The organism is Mesorhizobium qingshengii (assembly GCF_027563465.1).
Lineage (GTDB): Bacteria > Pseudomonadota > Alphaproteobacteria > Rhizobiales > Rhizobiaceae > Mesorhizobium > Mesorhizobium qingshengii_A.
In genome coordinates, this window is sequence record NZ_JAPFQA010000036.1 from 1 (window position 1) to 16,191 (window position 16,191).

Here is a 16,191-nt window from a genome sequence, read left to right on the forward strand (position 1 = left end):
GTTGGCCGCATCATCGCAAACCGTGAAAACGAAATCCATTTCCGGTGCGCCGGGCACGGCAAATTCCTCCCAGCTCTTGGAGCGGGCGAAGGACGTGTCATAGTTGAGGTTCTTCAGAAGCTCCAGCGCGAAGGGATGAACCACGCCCTTGGGATGCGATCCCGCAGAATAGCCTTTGAACCTGCCGGCACCCAAGCGATTCAGGATCGCCTCGGCAAGGATCGACCGGGCCGAATTGCCAGTGCAGAGAAACAAGACGTTGTAAATCTGATCGCTCATCGCTTCCTCCTTTAGCAATCGCACGTGACAGCCTGAATTACCGGCTGGCAAAGCTCCGGCGCGCCGTTGCAGCAGTCTTCCATCAAGTAGGCGAGCAGGTCCCGCAGACCCGTCATGTCAACGACATAGCGGATCATGCGCCCGTCGCGCTCAGCGCGGACGAGCCCGGCATGATCCAGTATCTTGAGATGCGCAGACATAGTGTTTTGGACGGTGCCGAGCCGGGCCCCGATTTCGCCGGCGGGCAGACCGCCAGGTCCTGCCTTAACCAGAAGCCGAAAGACTTCGAGCCGGGTGTCCTGACCAAGGGCCGACAGCGCTGATATGGCGTTATTCTTATCCATATATCTAATCTCGATTTATCATTTTGTTACGACCCAAATCTGCCGGGTCAGTCGGATGCGGTTCTAGTCATTCCCGATCGAATATCCCGTCCCTCTGACGGTGCGGATCAAATCGGGATACTGTCCTCCATTGATGGATTTGCGAAGACGACCGATGTGGACATCCACTGTGCGCTCCTCGAGATAAATTTCTCCACCCCAGACGCTGTCGAGGAGTTGCCCGCGTGAAAACACGCGTCCGGGCGACAGCATGAGGAACTCAAGCAAGCGATATTCTCTCGGGCCTACGTGCACAGGCCGTCCCTTGCGGAACACCCGATGCTCCTGCCGATCCAAGGTCAGGTCGTCGACAACCAGTGCGTTTGACAACGATGCCGGCCTCGCCCGACGAATGAGCCCCCTTACCCTCGCCACAAATTCAGACATCGAGAACGGTTTGACCAGGTAGTCGTCAACGCCGGTGGAGAGACCGTGCACCCGGTCGTCTTCCTCGCCACGCGCCGTCAGCATGATGATCGGCAATCGACTGGTCTCGGGGCGCGCCCTAAGCCGGCGACACAACTCTATGCCGGAGACGCCCGGCATCATCCAGTCGAGCACCAGAAGATCGGGAACCGTTTCCATCAGACTCATCTCAGCGTCATCGCCGCGCGTTGCGAGGTCGACCCGATAGCCTTCAGATTGGAGATTGTATCGCAAGAGAAGGCCCAGCGGTTCGTCGTCTTCTGCAACGAGTATGTGAGAGGTCATCCTTGATCCGCCCCTGTCCTCCAAGAGGATCATTGGTGGATCATAAGCCAGCTTTGCAACACTGGGATGACAGATATCTAAGAGCCTAGATATCTGTGACGGCAGATGCGGCTGTCATGTCGCTGTCTGGAGCGCCGACAGCAGACCGCGATTTACCAATTGTCGCGATTGCAGCCGTCTTTCATGATCCACGAGGTGCGAACAGGATGATAGTTGCCGCGATGACGGCTAGAGCTCCACCCGTCAGATCCCAAACGTCTGGTCGGCGCCCTTCTGCCAACCACAGCCAAAGCAACGAGGCGACAATGTAGATACCGCCATAGGCTGCGTAGGCTCGGCCTGCATAGTCGCTGGGAATGAGCGTCAGCAGGTAGGCGAACAGCACCAGCGAGAAGAACCCCGGACCCAACCAGAGGACTGATTTCCCCAGCTTGAGCCAAGCCCAGAAGGCAAAGCAGCCGGCGATCTCGGCGAGTGCAGCCGCTGCGAACGTCAGAAAGGAGCTGAGGAGGATGGGCATGCCGCGCGAGCCTGTCACAAGCGCGTGGTGATGGCCACCAGCCAATCCGGCAAAGCCTGTTCAAGGCCAACTTGTATCGTGCGATCGAACCCCGACAGCGTCATGGCCCCTGCGACGACAAGCAGCGCCCCGAGGGCCATCTTGATGCCGCTGGACACGCCAAGCATTCGGCCTCGCCAGCGGAGCAACGCTTCGCGAGACATCAGAGCCAGAGCCAAGGGTGCAGGCGATCGACAGGGCATCGTTCTTGGCCGCAGAGGCGCAAGACGGGCCGCAGCCGCACTCGTCTTGTGCCCTCAATGATTGAAACGTGGCGTTAGGCGCGGCCTTGCGGCGCGAGAGAAGATAAAGCCCACCGGCGGCGACAACCAAGAGAGCCAGGCCAAATTGGCCAATCAATGCCAAGCCGACACCGCTGGCCGCGATCGCAGCGATTATCGGCGGCGCAATCAGGGGCGCGCAGCAGGCCGCGCAGGCTACCAAAAAGAGGCCGGCGCCTGTGGTCGTCTTGTCAATGTTCATGCGTATGTCTCCCTGTTGCCGGGCCGGCTTGGGCGTGCCAAGCCAACACTGCCAGGATGACGACCGCAGCGTGAGCGAGGGCTGATAACACTGCCAGGCTTGCCACGCTTGCGTTGGCGCGAGCGAGTTGCAGGAAGACCTCGCGGCCATCGAGAATTGCCGCAGCACCCGCCAGCAGAATGGCCAGCAAGAGGGTCGCCTTGCCAAGCCTCAGAACGGCGGCGGCAAGCATGATCGAGACGCCGACGAACCCCCACACCAGCCAAGGGGTTTCGAGGTTGACGCCAAGGACCGTTTGCTCGGCGTGATTGCCAGTTTCGCCGACATCGGCGCCGACATCACCTTGTTTCACAATAGAACTCTCGGCCGCTTCATCATGGCCGCCCTGTTCTTGAGCTCCGGCTGCTTCGTCGTGCGCGGCCATTCTGGCGGGCTCCCGATACCCGCTTCCTTCCATCAAGACGGCGCTCGCGAAGAGAAGCGCCGAGATCGCCAGCATTGCCGACGTCCAACGGACGAGGGCGACACGATTTGCGAAAAAGCCATCCACAAAATCTTCCTCTCCCATCAATATGAAGGTAGCGTAATCCTTCAAGTAACTTGAGGTTCAAGGAGTATCTTGCGATGAACCTTCACATCCGCGTGTTCACCATCGGGGCGCTCGCCAAGGCTGCCGGCGTCACGACGCCGACCATTCGCTACTATGAGGAGATCGGTTTGCTGCCTCCCGCGACACGCACGGCCGGAGGTCAGCGCAGCTATGACAACGACGATTTGGGCCGGATGACATTCATCAAGCAGTGCCGAGACTTCGGCTTCGGTATCGATCAGGTGCGGGTATTGCTTGAGTTATCGATCAGCAGCAGCCGCGATTGCGTCGAGACCCGCGACATCGCCCAAGGGCATCTTGACGAGGTGCGCCAGAAGCTCGCCGAACTGCGCCTGCTCGAACGAAGGCTGGAGAGCTTTGTCACCCGCTGTAATGTCGCCTGCGCTGGCGGCCCTGGGCAAGACTGCCTGATTTTCAAGGACATGACTGCACCAGCAAAAGCCGCCTGCTGCGGATAACACGACTCCAGGACGCTTTGCGATCACTCGTGGCGCCAGACCTTGAAGACTGAAAGGACAAGAATGGCAGTCAATAGAGGCAGCAGGATTGGCTCTGGCACGATGCCCAACAAATGGCCTCCGATGAATGTCCCGACGATTGAACCGGTCGCCATCACAAAAAGGAATGCCTTGTTCCTGCCCAGCACGGAAAAGCTCTGGTCACGGCTGTAACGCGTGAACCCCACCAGCATCGTCGGTAAGCTTACCGCAAGCGAGAGGCTGCCGGCGAGTTTGACATCGGCCCCAAACAGCAGGACGAGTGTCGGGATAAGAAGTTCGCCGCCTGCCACACCCAGCAGCGAAGCCACCACGCCAATCACGAACCCTGCAACGATGCCCGCGACAATCAACATTGCCCCGCCGAAGAGGGCGTGATTGGGCGAGCCCGGACTATGGCCGAACAGGAGAATGAAGGCGATCAGCAGCAGCAAGATGGCAATGATCTTGTATAGCGTTTCGGACTTGAGACGCGTGGCCCAGCCGGCACCAAACCACGCGCCCGCGAGGCTCCCTGCCAGCAAATTGACGATGATAGGCCAACTTGCGGCGACCGCGCCGAACGGCACAGTCGCCGCTCGGAACGGCAAAGCGCTGGCAACGACAACCAGACTCATTGCCTTGTTCAAGATCACTGCTTCCAGCGCGGCAAAGCGAAACAAGCCGATAAGGAACGGCAAGCGAAATTCAGCTCCGCCGAGACCAATCAGTCCGCCGAGCGAACCGACGCCGCTACCCACCAGAAATGCTTCAAATGCACGCCGCTCAGCCATCTTTCCGCATAAGCTGCAAATCATCGTATTTGCAAGGCGAACACGACTGCCCGGTCGATGCTTTGTCCGCCCACTAGCCCGACCATGGCTCGTAGCGCAGTGGCATGTTCTCAACGATCCCGGTGACCTCCGGCGGCAACATGGCCATGCCATCGGCATAAGCCATTCCCATCAAGCTCGCCGACGACCCGCGCCCAAGCATCTCCAATACTGGGCGCCCAATGTCGTCGCGCCCAGCAATCCTGACCTGAACGAACTCGGTCCGCCCAAGCCGTTTCTCGTAAGTGAATCCCGCCACAGCAGGAGACCAGTCTGGCGCGACGTTGGCGAGCCCAGCGATAGTTCTGATCGCCGGAAGTGCGATCTGTCGGAATGTCACGAGGGCGGCGTTGGGATTGCCAGGAAGGCCGGCAACCAACATCGAGCCGATCATCCCGATCTTGACCGGCTTTCCGGCCGCATCGCGACCTTGAGCACGTCGAGCGTGCCGCCGTGCTGGCCAAGCGCCGAGACGACATGATCCTCCTCACCTGCCGAAACGCCTCCGGTCGTTACCAGGACATCGCATGCGCAAGCTGCATCGCCAAAAGCTTGGGCCAAAGCTTCGCGGCGATCTGGAACGATGCCGTAGTCGAGGATCTCGGCCCAAGGGACGGCCGAGAGCATCGCCCGGATCATCACGCGGTTGGAGTTGTAAATCTGGCCGGGGCCGAGTGGCTCACCGGGTTGCTGCAATTCCGTGCCAGTCGATATCAACCCGATACGAATTTTCCGCAGCACTTCGACCTCGGCCAGTCCTTGCCCTGCCAACAGTGCGAGCCGCTGGGGCGTAAGCTGCTCGCCGGCGGCCAAGAGGCGATCCCCAGCGCGGACGTCCTCGCCGGCATACCGAATGTTTATTCCGCGCCTTGGGCGCGTTGTGATAACCACGGCATTGTTCGTGCGCTCGCAATGCTCCTGCATGATGACGGCATCGAATCCTCCAGGCACAGGAGCACCTGTGAAGATGCGGAGGACTTCGTTGGAAGCGAACTGTCCGGCATGGAGTTCACCAGCCGCAATCCTGCCGCCGACAGAAAGCGCCCAGGGCCCTGTTCCGGCAAAATCGGCGAGCCTGACCGCGTAGCCATCCATTGCGGAATTGTCGAATGGCGGCAGGTCGATCGATCCGAAGAGGTCGCGAGCGAGGATTCGGCCCCTCGCCGCCATCAGCGGCACATGCTCCGTTTCGCGCACGGTCCTGGCGATTGCGACTGCCTTGGCGGCGGCGATATCGACGGAGATAACCCTGCCACTGGCACCCGCCTGGCAGGTCTCGTTTGTCAGGGCGATGGCGGTTTCCATGTGGCCTCTAGTTGGGAATGGTCTTCAGGTATGCGATGATGTTCTGAATGTCCTCGGGTTTCTTCAGCCCGGCGAACGCCATTTTCGTGCCCGGAACGATCGCCTTCGGCTCAACCAGATACTTGGCAAGAGTTTCCTCGTTCCAAACCAGGCCTCCTGCTCCCGCCGTGGTCATCGCTTTCGAATAGTTGAACCCCGTGACGGTTCCCGCCGTGCGGCCGATCAGACCGCCGAGATGGGGGCCAACCTTGTTGGTCGTGCCGTCGGCCGCATGGCAGACAGCGCATTTCTTGAAGACCGTCTTGCCTGCTTCAACGTCCTGCGCGTTGGCCGCGGTCACAAACGCAGCCAGAACGGAAACGGCTACGAAAACGCTTTCGAACTTCACTCAATTCCTCCCTTTTGGAAAATCGACGAGGTCCAAGGAAATCCCGCCGCGGGCTGCGAATGCCAGGCCCGCGGCGGAGCGCGTGCAGCACTCTATGACGCCTGATATTCCAACGACTTGAACGTCAGGTGCTTCACGCCTTCCGGCGCGTCCGAGATCTTTCGGATATCCGCCCAGGTCTGCTTGTAGTTGGGAATCACCAACTCGTTGACGCCGTCGTTGATGACATTGCCCATCACCCCGGTCGGAAATCCGAACAGCATGAAGGTCTCGCCCTTCCTGGCGGTTGGTGTCGGATAGACCATCGCCTGGGTCGAGCCGTCGTCATTGAAGACCTCCACCAGATCACCGGCCTTGACCCCCAGTTCGGCCATGTCGTCCGGGTTCACCTGGATGTAGGGGAAGGGCATCCGGTCCATGACGAAATCGTTGGCCTGATCGAGGAAGGCATTTTGCCAGATGAGATTGGCGCGCCCGTTGTTGATCAGATATTTGAACTTCGCCTTCTGCGCGTCCTTGCCGGGCGCCTGGAAGCCACGCCATGGAGCATCCATGAACTGGGCTTTGCCGCCCTCCCCGGAAAACACGCCATCCGCGTAAAGACGTTTCGTGCCGACGATCTTGCCATCCGTGAAGGCCGTGGCCGGTTCCTGGAAGCCGTTGTTGCCCATGGCTTTCAACCGCTCGTAGGTGACGTGCTTGCCGCCGCCGGCGTTCTGATGGTAGCCGTCCATGAAGGCGTCTTCCTCCGTCTTCCAGTCATAGCCCTTGAACTGGTCCGCATATTTGGTGTCGCCCATGTCGCGCAGCACCCTCTCCAGGTGCTGGGCCAGTCCGGCTGCGATCAGGCAGTCGGGCTTGGCGTTGCCAGGCGGGTCCATATAGCGCTCGACAAGCCTCATACGGCGCTCGCCGTTCATGGAAGTGAGATTCATCTCGCCGGACTCCGCCGCCGGCAGCCAGACGTGGCTTGCCGCGCCTATCTTCGAGGGAATGATGTCGACGTCGACCGAGAACAGACCTCCGGCCTTGATCGCAGCCCTGATTGCCTTGACCATTCCATCGCGGTCGCCATAGGGCACGGCGTTCATCGCATCCTTCACGATGTCGGTGCGCTTCTTGTAGACCATGTTGAACTGATGGGCGTTCAGCGTGGTCTTGTAGTGGTCGCAGGCCCAGATGTGGTGGACACCGCCCTTGCCTTCGATCAGGAGCTTGTCGACATAAGCCGCTGGCCTTCCGACATGCGCATCGGACGGACGCACGTAACCTTCCTGGTGTCCGCCCAGGCGAACCACGCCGCCGCCTTCGCGTCCGATGTTGCCTGTCGCCAGCGCGATGTTCACAAGGGCGCCGTTGGTGCGATAGTTGTCATTGCCCCAGATCAGGCCCTTTTCGTAGCCAATCATGGTGCGCCGCCGCTTGCCGCCCTCCTTGGGCATTGCAATCCATTCGGCCGCCTTAACGATATCCTCTGCCTTCAGGCCGGTGATCTTGGCAGCCTCGTCGATTGAGAGTTTGCAGCCTTCCACCGCGCCGGAATAGTTTGTCAGGTGACCGGGTTTGCCGTCAGCCTCGCCGCGCGCCGGGTAAAGCGCTGGCCGCGGCTTGCCCTCCTGGACCGTGCTGTTCTTGATGAAGTCGTTGTCAGTCCATCCCTTGTCGGAGATGTAGGTGAACAGCGCGTTGAACAGCGCAAGATCCGTTCCCGAATTGAGAGCGAGATGGAGGACATTGTCCTTCCCGGCTTCCGCCTCGCAAGCGTTTACCGTGACCGTGCGACGCGGGTCGACGATGATGATCCTCGCCGCGGCGTGCGGCTCGTCGGGCATTTGCGCCTTCTTTTTGGCGAGCGTCGCACCCCGCATATTGGGTATCCAGTGGTTGAGAAAATAGTTGGTCTGGGTTTCGAGCGGGTTGGTGCCAACAGCCATGATCGTGTCGGCCAGTTCGGCATCCTCGTAGCAATTGTTCAGTTCCCCGACGCCCATGTCGCGCGTGGCGTGAACTTCGGAGTTGTAGGCCGGACGGTTGTGGATGCGGACATTCTTGACCTTCATCGAGCCGAAATAGAGCTTCCCAGTGCCCCATGTGTTTTCGTAGCCGCCGGCCGAGCCACCATGGTCGAACATGGAGACGAACAGTCCATCTTCACCCTGTTCCTTGACCACGGCGGCCGTCACCCGTGCGACGAGGTCGAGCGCGTCGTCCCAGGAGGTCGGCTGCATCTGGCCATATCGCCAGACCATCGGCGAGGTCAGGCGCTGCTGCTGTGTTCCGCGTGTGGCGCTGAAGCGATTTTCAGCCATGCGGGCGCCACGGATCGATCCCAGTCCGGAATTCACCTCGCAGTCCTTGTCGGGCTTGATGACGATGTGGACATCCTGCCCGTTCTGCTTGACAACATTATACATGGAGGGTGCATACCAGGCGTCGGTCTCAGCTGCCTGCTGCTGTGACAGGTCCACCCCGAAAGCGTTCGACGCCGCATCGGTGCCTCCCTGTTTGTTCGTAGGCCATGTGTAGGCGTGGTAGCCGCAGCCGACGATGCAATAGTGGCAGGTGACGTTGTGCTTCTTGGCGTCAGCCGGAATGATGGGCAGACGGTCGATGTGACGTTTATAAGCCATTGATCCGATCCTTCCTTAAAGCACGTTGCTCAGGCGGCCGTAGAGGAGTTCGTCGACTCCCTCGGCATAGATGTCGCCCTTGTCGTCGATGCGCAGCGCATACTGGGGGAGGTTGGCCGTGGACTGGCCCCATATCTGCTGCCCGCCCGTATCAGCGTCAAAGCGCGAATAGTGGCCCGGGCAGTTGAAGGAGTGATCCTCGGCGCTGTAGTTCAGCGGGAATCCTTTGTGCGGGCATACAGTCGAGAATCCGACGATGTCGCCTTCGGCACCGGCACCACCTTCCACTTTGGTTCCAAGCTTCAACAACACGCCGGGCGCGTTCTCGTCCGGATAATTGACCTCCAGGGGTTCGTTGACCTTCAGGTCGGCAACGTTGGCCAACTTGTTCGAAGGGTATTCGACCAGTGCCAGAGCGGGTGTGGCCTTGGCCTGAGATTGCGCCGGCAAGGCCACTGCCGTCGCTATCCCTGCGGCGGCAAATGCCCCTCCCCTCAGAAATTGGCGGCGGCCGACGTCGACCAGCTTGTTGCAGCGATCCATGCATTCCTCCCGTTTAGCGAAATCTCGTCGCAAAGGAGGAATGCAACGCCCGTGCCAACCGCCATGGCATTGTATTCAAAGAGAAAAATCGTGGTGTAACATTGGTTGGCGGGACGCCATGTTCGGATTTCCGAACATGTTGCACCGCCGAAGGTTCAGGAAGTCGAACGCGCTCGATCAGCAAGCCCGAGCCGTGTCATCTTTTCCCAAAGGGTCGTGCGGGATACGGCTAGCAGTCCAGCCGCCTTTGCGATTTGACCGCCTGTTTCCTCCAACGCACGTTCGATCTGGCGCCGCTCGGCGGCATCGCGCACATCGGCGAGAGGAACAAAGACCGTGCTGCCGCCTCCCCATATCGACTGTTCGGGGAAAAGGTCTCCTGGCAGGATCCACTCGCTGGTGGACAACGCCACAGCCCGCTCGACGCGGTTCCTAAGTTCTCGAACGTTTCCGGGCCACGGATAGGCAAGCGCAGCCTCCTCAGTCAACGCGCTGAAACCCCGGATGCGCCTATCCGACCGGCTGACCGCGGTTTCCAGGAATCTGTCGAGAAGCCAGGTAATGTCCTCGTGGCGCTCGCGCAACGGTGGAATGGTCACCGGCAACACGGCCAACCGGAAATAGAGGTCTTCGCGGAAACCGGAGTGCTGGTCTCGCAGGCCAAGCTCGCGATGTGTTGCGGAAACGACCCGAGCCCGAAACTTGCACGCCGTTTCTCCACCAACGCGGTTGAAACTTCCGGCTTCAATCAGCCTGAGGAGCTTTGCCTGAAGTGACCACGGCATGTCGCCGATCTCGTCCAGGAACAACGTGCCCTCCCCCGCTCGTTCGGCATAGCCGAAGTGCCGCTGTTGTGCGCCGGTGAAGGCTCCCTTCTCATGACCGAAGATTTCGCTTTCGAGCAGGTCGGCGGGGATTGCCGCGCAGTTGACGGCGATGAACGGCTCGGCACCGCGGGACGAAACTTCGTGGAGGAGGCGGGCGGCAACTTCCTTGCCTGCTCCGGTTTCTCCGGTGATCAATACAGGCAGATCGTGGCGTGCATAACGGCGCAAAAGATCCTCGGCATGCTGGATGGCCGGGGATTCGCCAAGGACATAGCCTTTGAGCCGCAGCTGACTATTCGTCGTCCGCCGTCCAGCTTCGATGCGCCGCAGAAATTCATCCATCGCAAAGGGCTTGGTCATGAAGTCCGTGGCGCCGGAGCGCATCAGCCGCACGGCCTGATCGATCTCACCATGACCCGTCACGAAAATGAAGGGTGGCGAATTCGGCAGGCTGGCAAGTTCGCTGAAGACTTCTTCCCCAGATATGTCGGGGAGACGAATGTCGCAGATCACCAGATCGAGAACACTCGCAATACCCTCGATTCCCGATATGGCATCCCGTCCAGACTGCCACCAAGTCACCTTCCAGCCTTCGAGTTCCAAGCGCTGGACGATCGATCCCCCCATAATGGGATCATCTTCGACGAGGCCTATGCGGGCGAGATCAGGCTGCATTGGCTTTTCTATCCTCCCGCTGAAATGGAATGAGCAACGTGACCGCCGTTCCACCATCCTTCTTGGTCGCGATCACGACGCGCCCGCGGAGATCGTCAACCAAACGACGAACCATCCAGAGTCCCAAACCGCCACCGGCCCGCACCGCCGGGCCGGGATCGCTGTCGACCAGAATCCCCGCGAAGTCGGCCGGAAAGCCCGGACCTTGGTCCCCGATCTCGATAACCAATTGGTTCCGTGAATCTTCTGCCTTAAGCGACAGTATTCCTCCTTCGGCAGTAACCGCACTCGCGTTCAAAAGCAGATTGAGCACAGCCTGGCGCACTGGCCCTCCCCTGACCGGAAGTTCGCCCGATCCGTTCCAGACAATCTCCCAATCCAGACGCTGGCGCTTTCGATGCAGCTCCGGCTTCAAGAGAAGACGGACGTCGTCAAGATCGTCCGCGGACAAGGGACGATGGGACCGTTCCGGCCGATACGTTGCAAGCGCAGCCTCCACCACATCCCGAATGCCGGCAAGGCCGCGCTCGATCAGACTGATGGAAGTGTCGCGAACACCTGGGGTCTCGCCATGGGTTTTCAAGGTATCTAGGGCGTTGAACAGACCGCCCAGCGGATTGTTGATCTCATGCGCCATTCCGGACGCAAGTCTGCCTAAACTGGACAGCTTTTCTTCCTCGGCGAGCTGCATGGCGAGGTTCGCGCGCTCGCGTTCGGCATGGACAAGGGTGTTGTAGCCGCGGAACAACCCCGCCACTTCCGAATCTCCTTCCGGGATTTGTTCCAAAGAAATCGGTTCCGCCGTTCCGTGAGCCGCAGACCTCATATGGTTCTCGAGGATTCGCATCGGCGAGATCATCTGCCTCACGATGAGAAAGCCGCCGAGCGAGAACAGCACGGCCAGCACACCATTGGTGACGAGCAGAGTGAGAAAAATCTCGTGTCGCTCGGCGAACAGGCGCGAAACGTCGAAAGTAGCGTGGATCGTCCCGACGGGCTGTCCTTGATAGATGAGATCGCGCTTGGCGAAACCGGTCAGCGCGGATTCGTCGATCGTCACGATGCCTGGACCATAGCGGTTCAGATAGTTCGCCGGCAATTGCGAGAACGTCGCCATTCGGGCGGGGTCGGTCGCAGCCAGAATTCGACCATCCGAGCCGGTAACGACCGTTTCGATAGGAGACAGGGCCTCATAAGACGAAGACGATCTGTCAAGCGCGTCGAAGACCTCCCACACATCCCCCCTCAGCACCGAGGGCAGGACTGCGGACGACAGCCCGTCGAGATATGTCTCGGCAAGACCGTTCAGGAAGCCCTCCTGCGTGCGCGACAGGCGGTCCAGAACGCGCTCGGAAATCACCGCGCTTATCATTACCATCAGCAACGCAACGATAACCGGCACGCGATAGGTGACCGGTATCGATCTGAAGCGGCTGATCAGGCTCATCCGAATTGCCTCACGATTTCGACCTCGGCCGCAATCGTGTCGAATAGCGACGGGTCGGTCGCGAGAAAGCCGTCGAGCCGAAGAAGGTCGAGAACCTTCTTTCCTTCGGGATCATTCTTCATGGAAACAAGGGCCAACCGCAGGGCCTTTACTCGGGGATCGCCGGACAGGGATTTGGGCGAGGCCACTGGGGGGAATCCCAGCCATTCGGATTGCTGGACGATCCGGGTCTGCTTGATCAGGTCGGGCTCCGTCTGGCGCATCACCTCGTAGACGTAGCCGTCGACGCTGCCCGATTGCGCCAGTCCGGATGCGACCGCCCGGACGACGTTGCGGTGGCCGTAAGTAAAGAAACTCCGCGAAAAGAATTGCTCGGGCAAAAGCTTGTTCTTTGCGAGAAGCGTTCTGGTCACCAGAAAGCCCGAGTTTGAATCGGGATCTGAAAAGGCGTGAACGTCACCTTTCAATCCAGTCCAGTCGTTAACGGGGCGGCCAGCGGCAGTGACCAAATAGGACTGATAGAGCGGCTTCCCATGCCAGACCGGGGTCGCAACCAGATCTAGATCCGCCTTGAATTGAACGTATGGATAACCGCAAATCCAGGCCGAATGGATCTGGCCGGATACAAGCAGGGCCGTGATTTCCTGATAGGTTCTACGGGAAACCAGTTCAACAGGGCCACCAAGCTTCGACGTCAGATATCCCCGCAGGTAGCCGAGGAGTTCCAGATCGTTGGACAGAAAAACCGGAGTGAGACCGAATTTAAAGGGTTGAACCTCGGCCTCGGATATCCGGGGCAAGGTTATCAGTCCTGCACCCCCCAATGCAGCCTTGAGGATCCTCCGCCGGCTATATTCAATGTTGGATGGCACGAATGCCTGCCTTCATTCCTTGAGCGCTTCAATGTATCTAGAGATTCGGATATGATCGAGATGTATGTAAAGAATAGCGCTGCACGCCGCTCTCGCTAAGAATTCGTGAAATTTACCTTCGACTACAGCCCTTGTGATCGCGTCGTTATTTCGTTCGAAAATAGCGCAACACTCGAGCGTTTGGCCAACGCTTCCAAATCAGAGGGTGTGACGCAAATTGCGTCGCCCGTCGCGACCTGCATGATATAGGACATCGGACCCTAACGTGCCGCGCTGTGGTCGGTAGCACTGGAACTACCTCCCCTCCAGAACCTTAGACGTGCCCTCAACCCTTAAGCATCAGGGGACAGGCATCTATTAAAAGAAACAGGCTGTTGTTGGCGAGGATTGAACTCTGGTCTGCATTAATAAATCAATGACTTATGAGCAATTTCGTAACATTGTGACGACCGGAATAGTGAACAAAATTCTTGCATGGTCGAAGAAATGCCTCCGGAATTCGTCCCACGAATGGCGTTCGCTGGCGTTGGTATTGAAGGATCATCGATCGATTTTGCCAGTTACCTACAATTTTGGACTTCTTGGGGCGACGAAATTGCCGCTGTCAGATAGCCCTTCCGACATCATTTAAACTCCCAAGCACCCGCGGCGTTTGGTCCGGCTGGACTAATACCATCGCGTCTCATCATCGCCGCCATGGCATCGTCGATTGTGTGGCCGGATGTGGGTTCGCCTTCCTCCTGCAGCATATGCTGGAGATGTGCTGCGTCGTCCACAGAATCACCCATCGGCCAAAGCGCGGAGCTGGCAAGCTTGCGTTTCTTTTGCATCAGACTTTGAAGCAGCAAGTCGAAAGAGTGTTCACGGTATTCTGGATGGACTGCCATCGGCACGTGGACTGATACCGGCCTGGTTTGGCCAAGGCGATGCACGCGGTCATTGCACTGTTCCTCAACGGCCGGATTCCACCAGCGAGACAAGTGGATCACATGGGTGGCGGCCGTTAGGGTAAGACCGGTTCCCGCTGCTTTTGGACCGAGAACCAGCAGGTCAAAACCGCCATCGTTGGTGAGATGCTGTTGGAAGCGATTCACGATCGCCTGACGCTTCTGGATGGGCGTGTCGCCATTGATAAGATCAATTCGCGCTAAGCCGAATTCGGCACGCACCAGTTCCATGAAGCGGAACTGCATCTGTCGGCTTTCAATAAAGACCAGCGCTCGCTCGCGCGCCGATCTGATGCGCCGTAATATGTCGAAAGTTGCTGCCAGTCGCCCTGACGCATCAATAAACTCCTGCGCGTCATCTTGCGCGTCAATTGCTGGATGGACCGAAACGGAGCGAATATGATGCAGCATCTTCAGCGCAGCGCCGGGCCCGCCACTGGCGAGCTTGACACGAGCTTCCTCATAGCGGTCTGCCTGAAGTGGTGGCATGGCACGAGGATGCATGAAACGTGACTTTGTCGGGAGGTCGCGAGCCACAGTTTCCTTCAAGCGTCTAAAGGCCAGTGCTGGTAAGCCATTCTGCATCTGAAACACGCGGGAGTTAAGTTCCAACATGTTGGCCTCGTCTGGAGTTCCGTATCGATCGCGGAATTCGCGCAACGACCCTAGCGCGCCGGGAGCGAGCTGATCCATGATAGCCCAAAGATCGACTGTCGAATTCTCGATCGGCGTTCCTGTGAGACCTATACGGAAATCGGCATTCATCGCCCTGGCTGCGTTTGCTGCGAGGGTGCCAGGGTTTTTGATATTCTGGATCTCGTCGAAGACGGCGGCCGCGAAGGGAATCTTGCCAAGCGAATGCTGATAGTTGGTGAGCGTCGTGTAGGTGGTGAGGATCCAGGTAAGGTGCCCCGCCCCGGCGCTGAGCGCACCACGGATATCAGAGAAGTCCAACCGAGATTCGCCGTTCTCGATATCGCGCCCATTCGCCCCTGCAAGCTTCCTGGCCCCCGTAGCGGATCCATAGAGTCGTATGAGATGACCGAGCCCTGGCGACTCCACGTGTTGAGTGACCTCCAATTCCCAGTTCTCGAGCAATGAGGTCGGAGCCACAATCAACACTGGACCGCGGCCCGCTGTTCCGTCACGCTTCATGTGCTCATTGAGCCACGTCAGGAATGCGATTGTCTGTAGCGTTTTACCCAAGCCTTGTTCATCGGCATTGAGGACCCCTGGCATTCCAGCCTTCCAGGACTCAATCTGCCAGACCAAGCTCTCGACCTGGTGGTCTTTGAGCCTGGTCTTGATCGCGTGAGGAATACCGTCGCTGTGGTTTGACTGTCGAGGTCCCCGGACAGGTCGCCAAGTAACGTCTTCGAAGTTGACCTCGGTCTTCAGAACTATGGGGCCGCTCCGAGCCACCTCAACGTCATTCGGTTCCGCCTCTGCAGCTTTCCGCGAATGGAGGCGTCCCTCGAGAATTTGCAGCGTCTGGTTGTTCGCAGGAAGTTCAATGTCATCGAACGGCAGAGCTGCTTCCTTACGATCAATAGCCATTCGGACGCGATCACGCAGGTCCTCAAGTTTGGGGGTTGAGAGGCTGTCTAGTCGCTTCAGCACCGCCTCCGCGAACGCTTCGGGCAACCAGGTCGTGCCACTTGATGCGAATTCGGTTACCGGGTTGCCGGCGTAGACTTCGACGCCGGTCACGCGATCTGAGAACCGGGTATATTCCTCCGTCTCGATTAACAGTGGTCCAGCCGCAGCCTCGACAGCTTCCTCTTGAGCTGCAGAAGACAATTCCTGGAAACCACTCTGCTGTCGTAAATGCGCTTCAACCGCCTCGGTTATTCGTGCACGAGGGTTACGCACGAACGATCTACGCTCCTCGGGGGTCGCGCGCTGCATGTCGGCCATGACTTTGAGCGCTGCCCTTGCGCTGCGATCAACGACTAGGAACTTCCCCGGCGCAAGTCGAAATGCATTGAGCGCACCGCGCTCACGCAATCGTCGCTGAAATTGGACGAGATCGGCACCGCCCAGCTCGGCCATCGCCTCACTTGCGACGGCTTCAGGATCGAGCCTCTCATTAGCGAAGGGCAACACTTCGAAGTCGTCACCATCGTGTGTCGGGCCGATTGAGAATCCGTCCGCTAGCGAGACCTCAAGTCCGGAGAGGAAATCCGTCATCGAAAGCCGCGCCATGGCACTATCTGCGGACAT

General features: G+C 58.9%; 17 protein-coding genes. 1 reads left to right on the forward strand and 16 read right to left on the reverse strand.

What is annotated here, in order from left to right; genetic code table 11:
* From OOJ09_RS31330 to OOJ09_RS31355, 6 genes are all read right to left on the reverse strand, one after another.
* The coding region (locus tag OOJ09_RS31330; protein WP_269908920.1) for an arsenate reductase ArsC at positions 1 to 279 on the reverse strand (279 nt) is incomplete at its 3' end.
* Between the two features lie 11 nt (positions 280 to 290).
* Positions 291 to 623, reverse strand: a complete 333-nt coding sequence (locus tag OOJ09_RS31335; RefSeq protein ID WP_269908921.1) for an ArsR/SmtB family transcription factor — start codon at positions 621 to 623, stop codon at positions 291 to 293.
* 63 nt (positions 624 to 686) lie between these two features.
* Complete coding sequence (gene phoB / locus OOJ09_RS31340) at positions 687 to 1,373, reverse strand: phosphate regulon transcriptional regulator PhoB (protein ID WP_269908922.1); 687 nt, start codon at positions 1,371 to 1,373, stop codon at positions 687 to 689.
* A gap of 181 nt (positions 1,374 to 1,554) precedes the next feature.
* Positions 1,555 to 1,893, reverse strand: a complete 339-nt coding sequence (locus OOJ09_RS31345) for a YnfA family protein (protein ID WP_269908923.1) — start codon at positions 1,891 to 1,893, stop codon at positions 1,555 to 1,557.
* A gap of 14 nt (positions 1,894 to 1,907) precedes the next feature.
* Positions 1,908 to 2,060, reverse strand: a complete 153-nt coding sequence (locus tag OOJ09_RS31350) for a hypothetical protein (protein ID WP_269908924.1) — start codon at positions 2,058 to 2,060, stop codon at positions 1,908 to 1,910.
* Positions 2,061 to 2,404: 344 nt separating this feature from the next.
* Positions 2,405 to 3,010, reverse strand: a complete 606-nt coding sequence (locus tag OOJ09_RS31355; protein WP_269908925.1) for a hypothetical protein — start codon at positions 3,008 to 3,010, stop codon at positions 2,405 to 2,407.
* Between the two features lie 29 nt (positions 3,011 to 3,039).
* Between OOJ09_RS31355 and OOJ09_RS31360 the strand changes: the two genes are divergently transcribed.
* Positions 3,040 to 3,483 (forward strand): MerR family transcriptional regulator, encoded by a 444-nt coding sequence (locus OOJ09_RS31360; RefSeq protein ID WP_269908926.1) that lies wholly within the window; start codon positions 3,040 to 3,042, stop codon positions 3,481 to 3,483.
* A gap of 23 nt (positions 3,484 to 3,506) precedes the next feature.
* Here the strand turns inward: OOJ09_RS31360 and OOJ09_RS31365 are convergent, their stop codons facing one another.
* The 10 genes from OOJ09_RS31365 to OOJ09_RS31410 all read right to left on the reverse strand — a co-directional run bounded on the left by OOJ09_RS31365 (position 3,507) and on the right by OOJ09_RS31410 (position 16,173).
* Positions 3,507 to 4,295 (reverse strand): sulfite exporter TauE/SafE family protein, encoded by a 789-nt coding sequence (locus OOJ09_RS31365; protein ID WP_269908927.1) that lies wholly within the window; start codon positions 4,293 to 4,295, stop codon positions 3,507 to 3,509.
* Positions 4,296 to 4,368: 73 nt separating this feature from the next.
* Positions 4,369 to 4,728, reverse strand: a complete 360-nt coding sequence (locus tag OOJ09_RS31370; protein ID WP_269908928.1) for a hypothetical protein — start codon at positions 4,726 to 4,728, stop codon at positions 4,369 to 4,371.
* Positions 4,725 to 5,639, reverse strand: coding sequence for a molybdopterin molybdotransferase MoeA (locus tag OOJ09_RS31375; RefSeq protein WP_269908929.1), 915 nt, complete (start codon positions 5,637 to 5,639; stop codon positions 4,725 to 4,727). The genes OOJ09_RS31370 and OOJ09_RS31375 overlap by 4 nt, the downstream gene beginning before the upstream one ends.
* 7 nt (positions 5,640 to 5,646) lie before the next feature.
* Positions 5,647 to 6,027 (reverse strand): c-type cytochrome, encoded by a 381-nt coding sequence (locus OOJ09_RS31380; RefSeq protein ID WP_420107575.1) that lies wholly within the window; start codon positions 6,025 to 6,027, stop codon positions 5,647 to 5,649.
* Between the two features lie 92 nt (positions 6,028 to 6,119).
* The gene (locus OOJ09_RS31385; RefSeq protein WP_269908930.1) at positions 6,120 to 8,657 is read right to left on the reverse strand and encodes an arsenate reductase (azurin) large subunit; all 2,538 of its coding nucleotides are present in this window, start codon (positions 8,655 to 8,657) and stop codon (positions 6,120 to 6,122) included.
* Between the two features lie 15 nt (positions 8,658 to 8,672).
* Positions 8,673 to 9,200 (reverse strand): arsenate reductase (azurin) small subunit, encoded by a 528-nt coding sequence (locus OOJ09_RS31390; protein ID WP_269908931.1) that lies wholly within the window; start codon positions 9,198 to 9,200, stop codon positions 8,673 to 8,675.
* Positions 9,201 to 9,355: 155 nt separating this feature from the next.
* A complete protein-coding gene (locus tag OOJ09_RS31395) occupies positions 9,356 to 10,702 on the reverse strand; it encodes a sigma-54-dependent transcriptional regulator (RefSeq protein ID WP_269908932.1) in 1,347 nt (448 codons plus the stop codon).
* Positions 10,692 to 12,149, reverse strand: coding sequence for a sensor histidine kinase (locus tag OOJ09_RS31400; protein WP_269908933.1), 1,458 nt, complete (start codon positions 12,147 to 12,149; stop codon positions 10,692 to 10,694). Before OOJ09_RS31400 ends, OOJ09_RS31395 begins: the two co-directional genes overlap by 11 nt.
* The gene (locus OOJ09_RS31405) at positions 12,146 to 13,021 is read right to left on the reverse strand and encodes a PhnD/SsuA/transferrin family substrate-binding protein (protein WP_269908934.1); all 876 of its coding nucleotides are present in this window, start codon (positions 13,019 to 13,021) and stop codon (positions 12,146 to 12,148) included. Before OOJ09_RS31405 ends, OOJ09_RS31400 begins: the two co-directional genes overlap by 4 nt.
* A gap of 623 nt (positions 13,022 to 13,644) precedes the next feature.
* The gene (locus tag OOJ09_RS31410; RefSeq protein WP_269908935.1) at positions 13,645 to 16,173 is read right to left on the reverse strand and encodes a DEAD/DEAH box helicase; all 2,529 of its coding nucleotides are present in this window, start codon (positions 16,171 to 16,173) and stop codon (positions 13,645 to 13,647) included.
* Between the last annotated feature and the right edge of the window lie 18 nt (positions 16,174 to 16,191).

Excerpts from the sequence above, each read along its gene's own strand:
- OOJ09_RS31335 (WP_269908921.1), bottom strand. The coding sequence starts at position 623 with ATGGATAAGAATAACGCCATATCAGCGCTGTCGGCCCTTGGTCAGGAC.
- phoB (WP_269908922.1), bottom strand. The coding sequence starts at position 1,373 with ATGACCTCTCACATACTCGTTGCAGAAGACGACGAACCGCTGGGCCTT.
- OOJ09_RS31345 (WP_269908923.1), bottom strand. The coding sequence starts at position 1,893 with ATGCCCATCCTCCTCAGCTCCTTTCTGACGTTCGCAGCGGCTGCACTC.
- OOJ09_RS31350 (WP_269908924.1), bottom strand. The coding sequence starts at position 2,060 with ATGCTTGGCGTGTCCAGCGGCATCAAGATGGCCCTCGGGGCGCTGCTT.
- OOJ09_RS31360 (WP_269908926.1), top strand. The coding sequence starts at position 3,040 with ATGAACCTTCACATCCGCGTGTTCACCATCGGGGCGCTCGCCAAGGCT.
- OOJ09_RS31365 (WP_269908927.1), bottom strand. The coding sequence starts at position 4,295 with ATGGCTGAGCGGCGTGCATTTGAAGCATTTCTGGTGGGTAGCGGCGTC.
- OOJ09_RS31370 (WP_269908928.1), bottom strand. The coding sequence starts at position 4,728 with ATGATCGGCTCGATGTTGGTTGCCGGCCTTCCTGGCAATCCCAACGCC.
- OOJ09_RS31375 (WP_269908929.1), bottom strand. The coding sequence starts at position 5,639 with ATGGAAACCGCCATCGCCCTGACAAACGAGACCTGCCAGGCGGGTGCC.
- OOJ09_RS31385 (WP_269908930.1), bottom strand. The coding sequence starts at position 8,657 with ATGGCTTATAAACGTCACATCGACCGTCTGCCCATCATTCCGGCTGAC.
- OOJ09_RS31390 (WP_269908931.1), bottom strand. The coding sequence starts at position 9,200 with ATGGATCGCTGCAACAAGCTGGTCGACGTCGGCCGCCGCCAATTTCTG.
- OOJ09_RS31395 (WP_269908932.1), bottom strand. The coding sequence starts at position 10,702 with ATGCAGCCTGATCTCGCCCGCATAGGCCTCGTCGAAGATGATCCCATT.
- OOJ09_RS31400 (WP_269908933.1), bottom strand. The coding sequence starts at position 12,149 with ATGAGCCTGATCAGCCGCTTCAGATCGATACCGGTCACCTATCGCGTG.
- OOJ09_RS31410 (WP_269908935.1), bottom strand. The coding sequence starts at position 16,173 with ATGGCGCGGCTTTCGATGACGGATTTCCTCTCCGGACTTGAGGTCTCG.